The organism is Asanoa siamensis (assembly GCF_016862555.1).
Classification (GTDB): Bacteria; Actinomycetota; Actinomycetes; order Mycobacteriales; family Micromonosporaceae; genus Asanoa; species Asanoa siamensis.
Window position 1 is genome coordinate 182,519 of record NZ_BONE01000001.1, and the last position, 13,078, is coordinate 195,596.

Annotated in this window: 14 protein-coding genes and 1 pseudogene; 6 read left to right on the plus strand and 9 right to left on the minus strand. The window is 73.4% G+C overall.

Annotation, left to right across the window (positions count from 1 at the left end):
• Window positions 1-28: 28 nt before the first annotated feature.
• Entirely contained in the window at window positions 29-904 is an 876-nt protein-coding gene (locus tag Asi02nite_RS00865) for a PhzF family phenazine biosynthesis protein (RefSeq protein WP_203710111.1), read from the minus strand.
• Window positions 905-935: 31 nt separating this feature from the next.
• Between Asi02nite_RS00865 and Asi02nite_RS00870 the strand changes: the two genes are divergently transcribed.
• From Asi02nite_RS00870 to Asi02nite_RS00880, 3 genes are read left to right on the plus strand one after another with little or no spacing between them, the layout of a single operon-like run.
• Window positions 936-2,249: a magnesium transporter MgtE N-terminal domain-containing protein gene (locus Asi02nite_RS00870; RefSeq protein WP_203710112.1), complete on the plus strand. Its 1,314-nt coding sequence runs from the start codon at window positions 936-938 to the stop codon at window positions 2,247-2,249.
• Complete coding sequence (locus Asi02nite_RS00875; RefSeq protein WP_203710113.1) at window positions 2,242-2,784, plus strand: DUF1003 domain-containing protein; 543 nt, start codon at window positions 2,242-2,244, stop codon at window positions 2,782-2,784. The genes Asi02nite_RS00870 and Asi02nite_RS00875 overlap by 8 nt, the downstream gene beginning before the upstream one ends.
• A 21-nt stretch (window positions 2,785-2,805) precedes the next feature.
• Window positions 2,806-3,951 carry an Mrp/NBP35 family ATP-binding protein gene (locus tag Asi02nite_RS00880; protein WP_203710114.1) on the plus strand — a complete coding sequence of 382 codons (1,146 nt, stop codon included), beginning with the start codon at window positions 2,806-2,808 and terminating at the stop codon, window positions 3,949-3,951.
• Between the two features lie 59 nt (window positions 3,952-4,010).
• Here the strand turns inward: Asi02nite_RS00880 and Asi02nite_RS00885 are convergent, their stop codons facing one another.
• Entirely contained in the window at window positions 4,011-4,433 is a 423-nt protein-coding gene (locus Asi02nite_RS00885; protein WP_203710115.1) for a twin-arginine translocase TatA/TatE family subunit, read from the minus strand.
• A gap of 69 nt (window positions 4,434-4,502) precedes the next feature.
• Entirely contained in the window at window positions 4,503-5,828 is a 1,326-nt protein-coding gene (locus tag Asi02nite_RS00890) for a S1C family serine protease (RefSeq protein WP_203710116.1), read from the minus strand.
• A gap of 171 nt (window positions 5,829-5,999) precedes the next feature.
• On the opposite strand from Asi02nite_RS00890, the gene Asi02nite_RS00895 reads away from it, so the two are divergent.
• Window positions 6,000-6,641, plus strand: a complete 642-nt coding sequence (locus Asi02nite_RS00895; RefSeq protein ID WP_203710117.1) for an O-methyltransferase — start codon at window positions 6,000-6,002, stop codon at window positions 6,639-6,641.
• A 10-nt stretch (window positions 6,642-6,651) separates the two neighbouring features.
• Here the strand turns inward: Asi02nite_RS00895 and Asi02nite_RS00900 are convergent, their stop codons facing one another.
• Together Asi02nite_RS00900 and Asi02nite_RS00905 are read right to left on the minus strand one after the other, a co-directional pair.
• Complete coding sequence (locus Asi02nite_RS00900) at window positions 6,652-8,058, minus strand: leucyl aminopeptidase (protein ID WP_373312102.1); 1,407 nt, start codon at window positions 8,056-8,058, stop codon at window positions 6,652-6,654.
• A gap of 89 nt (window positions 8,059-8,147) precedes the next feature.
• Entirely contained in the window at window positions 8,148-8,315 is a 168-nt protein-coding gene (locus Asi02nite_RS00905) for a DUF3117 domain-containing protein (RefSeq protein WP_089253522.1), read from the minus strand.
• Between the two features lie 219 nt (window positions 8,316-8,534).
• Between Asi02nite_RS00905 and Asi02nite_RS00910 the strand changes: the two genes are divergently transcribed.
• A complete protein-coding gene (locus Asi02nite_RS00910; RefSeq protein ID WP_203710118.1) occupies window positions 8,535-9,353 on the plus strand; it encodes a PaaX family transcriptional regulator in 819 nt (272 codons plus the stop codon).
• 3 nt (window positions 9,354-9,356) lie between these two features.
• Window positions 9,357-10,148 carry an enoyl-CoA hydratase-related protein gene (locus Asi02nite_RS00915; RefSeq protein ID WP_203710119.1) on the plus strand — a complete coding sequence of 264 codons (792 nt, stop codon included), beginning with the start codon at window positions 9,357-9,359 and terminating at the stop codon, window positions 10,146-10,148.
• Here the strand turns inward: Asi02nite_RS00915 and Asi02nite_RS00920 are convergent.
• The 4 genes and pseudogenes from Asi02nite_RS00920 to Asi02nite_RS41355 form a co-directional block, all read right to left on the minus strand.
• The gene (locus tag Asi02nite_RS00920) at window positions 10,145-10,729 is read right to left on the minus strand and encodes a hypothetical protein (RefSeq protein WP_203710120.1); all 585 of its coding nucleotides are present in this window, start codon (window positions 10,727-10,729) and stop codon (window positions 10,145-10,147) included. The genes Asi02nite_RS00915 and Asi02nite_RS00920 overlap by 4 nt on opposite strands.
• Before the next feature lie 25 nt (window positions 10,730-10,754).
• Window positions 10,755-11,324 carry a DNA-3-methyladenine glycosylase I gene (locus Asi02nite_RS00925; protein WP_203710121.1) on the minus strand — a complete coding sequence of 190 codons (570 nt, stop codon included), beginning with the start codon at window positions 11,322-11,324 and terminating at the stop codon, window positions 10,755-10,757.
• A gap of 36 nt (window positions 11,325-11,360) precedes the next feature.
• Window positions 11,361-11,846, minus strand: a complete 486-nt coding sequence (locus Asi02nite_RS00930) for an SRPBCC family protein (RefSeq protein ID WP_203710122.1) — start codon at window positions 11,844-11,846, stop codon at window positions 11,361-11,363.
• A 772-nt stretch (window positions 11,847-12,618) separates the two neighbouring features.
• A pseudogene (locus Asi02nite_RS41355) lies at window positions 12,619-12,979 on the minus strand (DivIVA domain-containing protein); the annotation flags it as partial.
• Window positions 12,980-13,078: the final 99 nt, after the last annotated feature.

Below are 13,078 nucleotides of genomic sequence, written 5' to 3' on the forward strand. Positions count from 1 at the left end.
CGACCATCGGTATATACCGCCAGACTGACTATCCGACGAACGGCGGCACCGCCATCTCGCCGCGGGCGATCGGCACCACGTGGCCGGTCACCCGGGCCCGGGTCACCCGCCCGCCCGTCGCGCTCACCGCGCACTGCAGCACCGACGGGCGGTGCATCTCGACGCCCTGGTGCACGACGTAGTCGCTGTCGCCGTCGGCCGGCAGCAGCCCGCCGGTGACCAGCCAGACGCCGAGGCCGAGCGCGGCCGAGCCGGTGGCCGGGTCCTCCGCCACCGCCAGCCCCGGCGCGAACACGCGGGCGTGGGCCGTGCGGGTCTCCGGGTCCCAGGCGAACACGTCGATGCTGTCGGCGACGACCCCGCGGGCGGCGGCGGTGTCGACGCGCGCCCGGGCCACCGCGTCCGCGCGTACCGGCAGATAGGGGAACTCCAGGCCGCACCCGGCGCCCCGCGGCGGCGCGGCCGGGTCCAGGTCCTCGGCGGTCAGGCTCACGGCGGCCAGCAGCGGGCCGGGGTCGAGCGGCTCGCCGACCGTCGCGGTGCCGCCGGTCAGCGTCGCGGTCGAACCGGACACGACCACCGGAAGCAGGCCCGCCCCGCACTCCTGCACCACGTCGCCGGCCGCGAACAGCCCGCGGCCGCTGGCGGTCACCGCCGCACCGACGCTCGGGTGGCCGGCGAACGGAAGCTCGCTGTTGGGAGTGAAGATCCGGGCCCGGTAGGTGGCCTGCGCGCCGGGCGTCGGCGGCAGCACGAAGACCGTCTCCGACAGGTTGAACTCGCGGGCCAGCGCCTGCATCTGGCTCGCGGCCAGCTCCTCCCCGCCGAACACCACGGCGAGCGGGTTGCCGGTGAACGGCCGGTCGGTGAAGACGTCGACGATCTCGTACGCGACGGTAGACATGCGCCACAGCCTAGGGAATTAGGCTGGGACGGTGACGACGGCGCGGGTCTACATCGCCAGACTCGCCGGCCTCCCCGTTTACGACCCCAACGGGGACCAGGTCGGCCGGGTCCGTGACGCCGTCGCCCGGTTGCGCACCACCAACCGCCCGCCGCAGGTCGTCGGCCTCGTCACCGAGATGACCGTGCGCCGCCGGATCTTCCTGCCGATGGGCCGGTTCACCTCGATCGACCCCGACGCGGTCGTGCTCAGCACCGGCACGCTCAACCTGCGCCGGTTCGAGAAGCGCCCCAACGAGCTGCTGGTCCTCGAGGACCTGCTCGACCGGCGGGTGACGATCCTGCCCGAGGAGACGCCGGGCGTGGTGGTCGACCTGGCCATGGAGACCAACCGCACCGGCGAGTGGTCGCTGGCCAAGGTCGCGGTCCGCCAGCCGAGCCGCCGGCTGACCCGCCGTGGCCAGCTCGTCGAGCTTGAGTGGGACCGTGTCCGCGGGCTGATCGGGCTCACCGACACCCAGGGCACGGCCGGCCTGCTCGCCGTGCTCGAGCAGATGCGCCCGGCCGACCTGGCCAACTCGCTGCAGGAGATGTCCGACACCCGGCGCAACGAGGTGGCCGCCGCGCTCGACGACGAGCGCCTCGCCGACGTGCTGAGCGAGCTGCCCGAGCACGACCAGGTCGAGATCCTCGCCGTGCTCGACCAGGAGCGGGCCGCCGACATCCTCGAGGAGATGGACGCCGACGACGCGGCCGACCTGCTCGGCGAGCTGACCGGCCCCGAGCGGCAGGCGCTGCTCGACCTGATGGAGCCCGACGAGGCCGAGCCGGTGCGACAGCTCCTCAAGTACGCGGCCGGCACGGCGGGCAGCGTGATGACCTCCGAGCCGGTGATCCTCACCCCCGACGCGACGGTGGCCGACGCGCTGGCCCGGATCCGCGAGCCGCAGCTACCGCCGGCGGTGGCCGCGCAGGTCTTCGTCGCCCGGGCGCCGATGGCCACGCCGACGGGCAAATACCTCGGCATGGTGCATTTCCAGCGACTGCTGCGCGAGCCGCCGTCGGAGATCGTCGGTGGCGTGGTCGACGCCGGCATCAGTCCGCTGCGGCCCGACACGCCGCTGATCGAGGTCACCCGGCGGATGGCCATGTACGACCTGGTCGCGATGCCGGTCGTCGACGAGAGCAACCGCCTGCTCGGCGCCGTCACCGTCGACGACGTGCTCGACCACTCGCTGCCGCCGGACTGGCGTGACCGCGACGTGCCCGACAGCGTTCCCGCCTCCCCCGTGGCCGTGCCGCACCGCAACACGCCGAACGGCCGCGACGGCGGCGCCCATGGCTGAGCCCCGCCGCGCGCCGCGGCTCGACCAGCCGCGTGAGCCGCGCCGGTTGAGCCTGCCCAGGTTCGATCCCGAGTCCTTCGGCCGCTGGTCGGAGGCGATCGCCCGGGCGTTGGGCACGGCCAAGTTCCTCGTCTACATGAGCGTGGTGATCCTGCTCTGGGTGGGCTGGAACACGCTGGCGCCCTCGGGTTGGCGCTTCGACCCGTACACCTTCACGTTCCTGACCCTGATCCTGTCGTTGCAGGCGTCCTACGCCGCGCCGCTGATCCTGCTCGCGCAGAACCGGCAGGCCGACCGCGACCGCCTCGCGTTGGAGGAGGACAGGCGGCGGGCGGCGGCGCAGAAGGCCGACACCGAATATCTGACGCGCGAGATCGCCTCGTTGCGGCTCGCGATCGGCGAGGTCGCGACGCGCGACTTCCTCCGCTCCGAGCTCGGGCGGCTCGCCGAGGAGCTCGAGGAACGCCCGCGCAAGAAGCGCAAGCCGAAACAACCCGAAGCCGAACCCGACGACCACGCGGACACCGACGCCTGAGGCGCGACATACAGTTGCAGCATGTCCGCACCTGCCACATCCCGTGAGGAAGCCGTCCAGGCCGCCCTCGCCACCGTCGACGACCCGGAGATCCGCCGGCCGATCACCGATCTCGGCATGGTCAAGTCGTTCACCATCGACGAAGACGGGCTGGTGCGGGTCGAGCTGTTGCTCACCGTCGCCGGCTGTCCCTTGCGCGACAAGCTCAACAACGACATCACCAGCGCGGTGTCCGCGGTCCCCGGTGTCAGCGGCGTGGTGATCGACTTCGGCGTGATGAGCACCGAGCAGCGCCAGGACCTGCAGACCCGGCTGCGCGGCGGTGGCGGCGCCGAGCCGGTGATCCCGTTCGCCCAGCCGGGCTCGCGCACCCGCGTCTACGCGATCGCCAGCGGCAAGGGCGGCGTCGGCAAGTCCAGCGTCACGGTCAACCTGGCCGCCGCGCTGGCCGCCCGGGGTCTCGCGGTCGGCGTGGTCGACGCCGACATCTACGGCCACTCGGTGCCCCGGATGCTGGGCGCCGCCGGCCGGCCCACCCGGGTCGAAGACATGATCATGCCGCCCGCCGCGCACGGCGTGAAGGTGATCTCGATCGGCATGTTCACCGCCCAGAACGCCGCGGTCGTCTGGCGCGGCCCGATGCTGCACCGGGCGCTCCAGCAGTTCCTGGCCGACGTCTACTGGGGCGACCTCGACGTGCTCCTGCTCGACCTGCCGCCGGGCACCGGCGACGTGGCGATCTCCCTGGCGCAGTTGCTGCCGAGCGCGGAGATCCTGGTGGTCACCACGCCCCAGGCCGCCGCGGCCGAGGTCGCCGAGCGGGCCGGCGCGATCTCGCTGCAGACCCACCAGCGCCTGCTCGGTGTCGTCGAGAACATGTCCTGGCTCGAGCTGCCGACCGGCGAGCGGATGGAGATCTTCGGCGCGGGCGGCGGGCAGATCGTCGCCGACAAGCTCAGCCGCACGCTCGGCGCGTCGGTGCCGCTGCTGGGCCAGATCCCGCTGGACACCCGGGTCCGCGAGGCCGGCGACGCGGGCCTGCCCATCGTGCTGGCCGAGCCCGACGCGCCGGCGGCGCAGGCACTGTCGGCCGTCGCCGAACGGCTGGCCGTGCGCCGCGAGTCACTGATCGGCAAGCCCCTCGGCCTGAAGCCGGCGGGGCGCTGACGAAGCAAGGAACGGTCCGTTGTTAACGCCATGCGTTAACAACGGACCGTTCCTTGCACTCAGGTGTAGTCGTCGAACGAGCGCTGCGGAGCCGGCGCCGGGGCGCTCGCCGTCCCGGTGGCCGGCTGACGCGCCGCCGCCTTGATGTCGGCCGCCTTCGCCACGTCCTTGAGGTCGTTGTGCACGCCCGTCAGGTCGTCCTTGGCGTCGTCGAACATCTTCTGCAGCGGCTTGCGCAGCGACTCCTGCTCTTCCTCGCTCATCAGGTGCTTGCGGATGAACGCCTTCGGGTGCAGGTCCTCGAGCTGGATGTCGGTGCCGAGCTCGCGGCTCAGGTCACCGGTCGCGTTGCGGGCCATGTTGCGCAGGTTGCGGACCATGCGCAGGCCGTCGTTGATCACGTTGGGCAGCTTGTCGCCGAAGATCAGCAGGGCCACCAGGACCAGGAGACCGATCTCCCACCAGTTCAGGTTCTCGAACACCGGGCCTCCCTCGTGCCTTCCCCGGCGCAACCATACGCGCGGCCCGTAGGTGCGGGACAGACCCCGCGGTCACTGGGCGTCTGCGGCCAATGTCACTGAGGCCGTCTGCGTCGCCGTGCCCCGGCGGTACTCCACGGTGACCACGGAGCCCGGCGCGTACTTGCGGACCAGCGCGATCAGGTCGGTGGCCTCCTCCAGCGGGTGCCGGTCGATCCGGGTCACCACGTCGCCCGCCCGCAGGCCGGCGGACTCGGCCGGGCCGCCCGACTCGACGGTGTCCAGCCGGACCCCGGAGCCCGTGGTGCGGCCGTTGGTCACCTTGGCGCCGATCACCGTGCGGCGGGCCTTGCCGGTGTCGATGATGTCCTGCGCGACCCGCTTGGCCTGGTTGATCGGGATCGCGAAGGCGAGGCCGATGTTGCCGGCGGACTGCTCGTCGGCCGACACCGACTTGATCACCGCGTTGACGCCGATCACCCGGCCGCCGGCGTCGACCAGCGGGCCGCCCGAGTTGCCCTGGTTGACGGCGGCGTCGGTCTGGATGGCCGCGTAGTAGCGGACCGTGCCGCCCGGGTCGCCGGCCTGGATGGTCCGGTCGACCGCGCTCACGATGCCGGCCGTGACCGTGTTGGACAGCGCCAGCGGCGAACCGATGGCGAGCACCGGGTCACCGACCGCGATCGCGTCGGAGTCGCCGAACTCGACCGGCGTCAGGCCGTCACGGGCCAGCTTGATCACCGCGATGTCGGACTCCGGGTCCTGCCCCACCAGCTTGCCCGAGGCCGTGCTGCCGTCGCTGAACGCCGCCGTGAAGGTCTGGGTGCCGCCGCCCTCGACCACGTGGTCGTTGGTGATGACGTAACCGTCGGTGGAGACCACGAAGCCCGAACCGATGCTCGAGCCGTTGCTGGACGCCACCCGGACGGTGACCACGCTGGGCAGCAGCCGGCCGGCGACGCCGGCCAGCGAGTCGGGCGGGCGGTTGGCCGCGGCCGGCGGGCTGGCGCCGTTGCCGCCGAGTGCCGTGCCGCCGCCGATGCCGCTGCGGGCCGCGAACGCGTAGCCGAGCGAACCGCCGAGCAGCCCGGCCAGCAGCGCGGAGACGACGGCGACGAGCAGCACCGACCGGTTGTTGCCGGGCGGGCGCGGCGCGTCGGGGTCGACCACGGGCTCGGGCTGCGCGACACCGGTCGGGCCGGGCTGGAGCACCACCGCGGCCGGAGCGTGCGGGTCGCGCCACGGGTCGCCGAGGGCGTCGGACCACCACGGGCTGCCCGGTGCGGACCCGGCCGGAGCCGGACCGGCCGGCGGCGGGCTGGTCGGCACGTGGCTCGGGACCGGCTGGCCCTGGGGCCGGCCGTTGCCCGGCTGTTGCCAATGCCAGCCGTCGGTCACGTCGCCTCCCGGTCGCCGCCCACTAACCCGCTTCAAGGATTACATGGATACCTGAAGACCATTCAGCCATTGCCGAACGCCTTCACCGCACCGCCCGTCCATCCAACACCGACGGTGCGCTCTACGCTCATACCCGGTCCCCCCGCTTCCCCCTCGCACGGAGGTTCACCCATGGGCACCGCCGGCCCGGCATCAGCGCAGGCGCTGCAGTTCGCCGACGCGTACCCGCCGGAGGACCTGGTGCTGCAGACGGCCCGCCGGCTCGCCGACGAGGTCGGCCTGCCCTGCGTGACGCCCGGCGCGGGCGCGGCGCTGCGGCTGCTCGCCGCTGCGGGCAACGCCCGCTCGCTGGTCGAGATCGGCACGGGCACCGGGGTCAGCGGCGTCTGGCTGCTGCGCGGCATGCGGCCCGACGGCGTCCTGACCACGATCGATGTCGAAAACGAACACCAACGGGTGGCCCGGCGGATCTTCCAGGAGGCCGGGTTCGCGCCGTCCCGCACCCGGATCATCACCGGGCGGGCGCTCGACGTGCTGCCCCGGCTCACCGACCGCGGGTACGACCTGGTGTTCGTCGACGCCGACCCGACCGAGTACGCCGCCTGCGTCATCGCGGCCCGCCGGCTGCTGCGCCCCGGTGGCGTGCTGGCGGTCAACAACGCGCTCGCCGGCGGCCGGATCGGCGACCCGGCCGCCCGCGACACCGAGACGGTGCTGATCCGCGAGGTCGTCAAGGACCTGCGGGACTCCGACGACTGGGTGCCCGCCCTGCTGCCCACCGGCGCCGGCCTGCTCACCGCGGTGCGTCGCTGACCGCCGGCCGCTACAGCGCCGCCAGCCAGCGGAGCAGCGTGCGTACGCCCCAGCCGGTGGCGCCCTTGGTCAGCTCGGCGCTGTCGGAGTCGGCCCAGGAGGGCGCCGACATGTCGACGTGCACCCAGCGGTCGCGCAGCGACCCGGTGAACTCGGCCAGGTAGAGCGCGGCCATCACCGACCCGGCGCTCGCCTCCGGGGAGACGCTGTTCAGGTCGGCGAGATCGCTGCTCAGGTATTCGCGGTAGTCGGTGGCCAGCGGCATCCGCCAGACCTGCTCGCCCGCGTCGGCGGCGGCGTCGGCGAACGACTTGGCCAGGCCGTCGTCGTCGCTGTAGAGCGCGGCCGTGCGCTTGCCCAGCGCCACCGCATTGGCGCCGGTCAGCGTCGCCAGGTCGACGATCAGGTCGGGTGCGAGCGTGTCGACCGCGTAGGCCAGCGCGTCGGCGAGCACCAGCCGGCCCTCGGCGTCGCTGTTGTTGCTCTCGCTGGTGCGCCCGCCGTAGTGCCGGATGATGTCGCCCGGCCGGAACGCCGAGCCGCTGACCAGGTTCTCGGCGAGCGGGGCGAGCGCGGTCACCCGGACCGGCAGCCCCAGCGCCGCGGCGCCGATCGTCGCGCCGACGACGGCGGCCGCGCCGCCCATGTCCTTGCGCATCAGCTTCATCGCGTCGCGCGGCTTGATCGAGATGCCGCCGGTGTCGAACGTGATGCCCTTGCCGACCAGCACGACGTGCTGGGTGGCGCCCGCCGGCGCCCAGGAGAGCTCGACCAGGCGGGGACCCCGCGCCGAGCCGCCGCCGACGGCGAGGATGCCGCCGAAGCCCTCAGCCGCGAGCCGCTCCGGGTCACGGACGGAGATCGTCAGGCCGTCGTACGGTGCCGCCGCCTCCTCCACCCGCGCGGCGAACCACTCCGGGGTCTTCTGGTCGGACGGCATGTTGGTCAGGTCGCGGGCCAGCGTGGTGGCGTCGGCCGTGGCTCTCGCGGCGGCCAGCGCGGCCTCGTCGGGGGCGCCGGCCAGCAGCACCTCGGTCAGCTCCGGGGCGCCGTTGGGCTTCGGCCCGGCGAGCCGGAACCGGTAGGAGCCCAGCAGCACGCCCTCGGCGAACGCCCGGAGGTCGGCGCCGTCGGGCACACGTACGGTGACTGATGATGTGCGGGCTGTCGACCGGGCGATGCCGGCACCGGCCGCTCGCCAGCCGCTCGCGTCGCCGTCACCGATGCCGACCAGCATGACCCGCGACGGCCGCTGGGTCGGCCGGGGCAGCACCTCGACGCCCTTGCCGCTGTGCTCGGCCGCCATCGCCAGGACGTCGGCGGGCAGGTCGTCGGGCAGCGGTTCGCCGGCCCGGACGGGCACGACGAGGGTCTCGGCATCGACCTCGGTGGGTTCGATGAAACGGACTGTGGGCACGCCGGCCTCCCGGGATCGCACGGTGCTGCGGAGACAAGGATGCCCGCCGGCACTCCGGGGAATGGCGTGCCGGCGGGCGCGGTCGGACGTCAGCCGGCGGCGGTCTTCAGTGCGTCACCGAGCGCGTTGGCCTCGTCAGGGGTCATCTCAACGACGAGCCGCCCTCCGCCTTCCAGCGGAACCCGCATCACGATGCCCCGGCCCTCCTTGGTGACCTCCAGCGGACCATCGCCCGTCCGCGGCTTCATCGCCGCCATGTTGTCTCCCCTCAGACTCGCCAGGGTGGTGGGTTGTCCCACAGCCACTTCGTTCCGGCGGTGCCACGCTACGGCCCGTGACACCGTTATTACCCGAGGGCGCCTCGCAGGGCGCCGACCAATGATTTTCCCTGATAACCACCGCTGGGCCCAAACCGAGCCGGTATTGATGTGACAGCATCTAGCTTATCTTGAAAGTGGCTGTCACAATGTGCGGTCATGCAGGCACGGTCGGCACTCTTCGACCTCTATGGCGACTACCTGCGCCCACGTGGCGGCAGGGCCCCCGTCGCCGCCCTCGTGCGCCTGCTCGCGCCCCTCGGCATCGCTCCTCCCGCGGTGCGCACAGCGGTGTCCCGCATGGTGCGACAAGGCTGGTTGCACCCCCTCCGGCTGGCCTCCGGCCCCGGATATCTGATCACGTCGAAGGCGGCCCGGCGGCTCGACGAGGCCGCCGCCCGGATCTACCGCACCAACCGCCCGGGCTGGGACGGGCGCTTCGACCTCATCGTCCTGGAGGCGCCGGCGGCGCGCCGGGAACGCCACCGGCTGGGTGCCAACCTGAGCTACCTCGGCTACGGCATGCTCGACGAGCGCACCTGGGTCGCCACCCGGCCCGGCCCCGACGTCGACGCCCTGCTCGTCGAGGCGAACATCGGCTACGAGCGGTTCACGGCGACCCACGCCGCGGGTACGTCCGGCGCGATGGCGGTCGTCCGCCGCGCCTGGGATCTCGAGGAGATCGGCGGCGCGTACGAGGCGTTCGTGGCCGCCCAGCGCCCGCTGCTGTCCCAGGTGACGCCGCGCAGCGAGGACGAGCACGCGTACGCCGCGCGGTTCCGGCTCGTACACGCCTGGCGCACGTTCCTGTTCCGTGACCCGCAGTTGCCGCCGGCGCTGCTGCCCGACCGTTGGGCCGGCACGCACGCGGCGGCGTTCTTCGACCGGCACGCCACGCGCCTGCGCCCGGCCGCCGACCGCTACGTGGAAAGCTGTCTCGACGCGGGCCTGCGGGCCGCCCGATCGAAAGGTTCCTGAGACGTGAGTGACGTGCTGCTCGTCGACCGCACCGACGCCGTCGTGACGCTGACCCTGAACCGGCCGGAGGCGCTCAACGCGCTCGACGTGCCGCTCAAGGAGGCGCTGCGCGACGCGCTGGCCTCGCTCGAGACCGACCGGTCCTGCCGGGCGGTCGTGCTGGCGGGTGCCGGGCGGGCGTTCTGCGCCGGACAGGACCTGCGGGAGCACGTCGGCGTGCTGGAGTCCGGCAGCACGGACCCGCTCGACACGGTGCGGCGGCACTACAACCCGATCGCGTCGCGGCTGGGCAGCATGCCCAAGCCGGTGGTCGCCGCGGTCGGCGGGATGGCGGCGGGCGCCGGGGCGGGCCTCGCGCTGCTGGCCGACTTCCGGATCGGCGGGCCGTCCACGTCGTTCCTGATGGCGTTCGCCAACGTGGGCCTGGCCGCGGACACGGGCCTGTCGTGGTCGCTGCCCCGGCTGGTCGGCCACGCGAAGGCCATCGAGCTGCTGATGCTGGCCCAGCCGGTCAAGGCGGAGGCGGCGCTGGCGCTGGGCCTGCTGACCGAGGTGCAGCCGGCGGACGACGACGTGCTGCCGGCGGCCCAGGACCTGGCGGCCCGGCTGGCAGCGGGCCCGACGGTGGCCTACGGCGCGATCAAGCGCCAACTCTCGATCGGCGACGCGGGCACGCTGGCCGACGCCCTGTCCGCGGAGGCACTGGCGCAGTCGATCAGCGGCTCCACGGCCGACCACCGCAACGCGACGATGGCCTTCGTCAACAAGCAGAAGCCGGTCTTCGAGGGCCGCTAGTCGTCGTCTTCCTCCGGGTCCTGGTTGGCTTCCTCGCCGAGGACGAAGGCCTGCATGGCCAGCTCGTCGTCGGAGGGTGCGACGTAGGTGGGCAGCTCGCGCGGGCCCAGCTCCATCACGTAGCTCCAGAACAGCCGGACCGCTTCGGCCGCGTTGGGGGCCTCGATCGGGAGGTCGAGGCTGACCAGCCAGGTGCGGTTGTCGACGGCGGGAGCCACCCGGGTCGACAGGGTCGCGAAGGTGACCTCGTCGAGCGGGGTGAGTGGGCCCGCCAGGGTCAGCTCGTCGGCCCGCGTCGGCTCGTCGAAGAACCGGCGGGTGTAGGTGACCACCACCGGGCCCCGGGCGGCCACGTCGGCGTTGTCGGGGTCGTCGTCGGCGCGGCCCGCGGCGGCGGTGATCCGGCCCAGGGCCACGATGTGCGGTGCCGGCTCCTCGGCGACCACCAGGACCTGGTCGCCCTCGGCCGGGCCGGCGGTCTCGCCGCCGTCGGAGAGCTCCAGCGTCTCGTGGTGGAAGAGCCGCTCGGCGGCGAGCCGAGCCTCCGGGATGACGACCGCCCACTGTGCCATGCCAACCATCCCATCACAGTCGGTTAGGCGGACCTCAGTGTGGCGGGACGTGGCAGCCTTCCAGGTGGTCGTCGACCATGCCGGTCGCCTGCATCAGGGCGTAGGCCGTGGTCGGGCCGACGAAGCGGAACCCACGCTTCTTGAGGGTCTTGGCCAGTGCCGTCGACTCCGGGGTGATCGCGGGGACCTCGCCGGCGGAGCGGGGGCGGTGCGGGCGCGGCGGCGGGGCGAAGGACCACAGCAGCTTGCTCAGCCCGCCGTCGACCTCGAGCGCCGCGCGGGCGTTGGCGATCGCGGCGTCGACCTTCTGCCGGTTGCGGACGATGCCGACATCGGCCATGAGGCGGGCGACGTCGGAATCGTCGTACGCCGCGACTTTTTTGATCTTGAAATGATCGAACGCCGCGCGGAAGTTTTCCCTTTTGCGCAGGATCGTGAGCCAGGACAGGCCCGACTGGAAGGCCTCGAGGGTCATCCGCTCGTAGAGGTGGTCGTCGCCGTGCAGCGGCCGGCCCCACTCCGTGTCGTGGTAGACGAGGTAGTCGGGGCTGCCGCCCCACGGGCAGCGCGCCTTGCCGTCGGCGCCGATCACGAGGTCCGTCACGGACACGAGCCTATGAGCGGGGTACGACAGAACCCCCTACGGCAACCGGCCGGCCTCGACGAGTCGTGCGAAGCGTTTGAGGGCCTGGGTCAGGCTGAACTTCGAGCCCGGCCAGAGCACCGGCCAGGCGACCCGGCCCGCGGCGCCGCCCGGCAGGTGGAACCACTCGTGCCAGACGACCTGGGTGCGGTTCTGCCCCATCGGGGTGCAGCGCAGCACGCCCGGGCCGCGCAGGAGGCGGCCCTGGTGGATCACCCGCACCTCGTACGGCGGGTCGAGCTTGGCCACCCGCATCTCGTCGCGGAGCACGGCCGGGCCGATCGCGGTGACCGCCTCGATCACGCTGCCCTCGCCGCCGTCTCCGGAGATCACCCGAACGGTGGTGAACGGGATCCAGTCGCCCTGCCGGCGCCAGGCGGTGAACGCCTCGTACACCTGCTTGGCCGGCGCGTTGACGATCACGGTCGCGGTGACCTCGCCCGCGCCGGGCTGCGCGGCGTCGCGCAGGTCGGCCTCGCTCATCGCCGCGCCGACTCGGCGTCTTCCGCCGGCTTCGCGGTGGCCGAGGTTTCCGACTCGATGGTCGATTTCGCGATGGGTGCGCTTTCCGGCGAAGCGCCCACGGATGGGGGCTCGGCCGGGTCGGCGGCGGCGGCCTTGGTCGCCCGGCTCGCCCGGGTGCCGGTGGACCGCCGGGTCGCACTGCGCGGCTTGGCCGGCACGGTCGCGGCGGCCGGCTCGGCGGCGCCGCTGACCTCGCCGGCGGCGGCCGTGGGCTCCGCGGGAGCGGTCGATTCGCCGGCCAGGGCCGAGTCCGTGCCGACCTGGTCAGCGGCCGCGGCCCGCTCGGCCGAAACGGACGGCGCGGTCGCGGACCGCTCTCCCGCGGCGGACCGCTCGGCTCCCGCGGACGCCTCCGTGGCGGCGGCCGACCGCTCGGTGGCTGCGGCCCGCTCGGTGGCCGCGGCCCGCTCGGTGACCGCGGCCCGCTCCGCCGCCACGGACGGCTCCGCGGCGGTGGCCGCGCCGGCCTCGGGAACGCGCTCGATCTCGGTCGCCGGCTCCGTCGCCGCGCTGGTCACGGCCGGTTCCGACGTCTCGGCGCCCGGCCGCCCGCCACCCGCGGGCGCCACCTCGCCCACGCCCGGCTCAGCCTTGTCGATCTCCGCGTCCCCGGCCGAGGCCTCCGCGCCACCCGACGGCGCCGCCGCGGGTTCGGCATCTTCAGCCGGCTGGGTGAACTCGGACCAGCCGGGCCGGCTCGGCTGGTCAGCGCCGGCCGCCGCCGGCGGTGGTGCCTGGGCCGCCTCGCGGGCCCGGCGCAGCGCGTCGGCGTCCAGCAACCGGCCCTCGCGCAGCGCGTTGACCTCGGCCTCCAGCACCCCGATCAGCTCGTCCTTGTAGCCGATGTCGTAGGCCGCCCGGCGCAGCGCCTGGTCGACCTGGGCCATCCGGTAGCCCCGGGTGGTCAGGTCGAAGCGCACGTCGCCCAGGTCGGCCTCGCGCAGCGGTCGCGTGGTGGGCAGCGGTAACGCCCGCCCGTCGGGCTCCGCGGGTGACAGGCCCGGGTCGCGCCCGCTGACCAGCACGGTCACGCCGAACACGACCGCCGCGATCGTGACCGCGACGACCACAATAAGGAGTAGCTGACCCATACGCCCGATCGTGGCATGCCGCGCCGGGAGGGTCGACCCCGCCACCCCGTCGTCCACCTTCGCGGGCAAGGATCAAGCCGGACGTCCTACGGCGGCCGG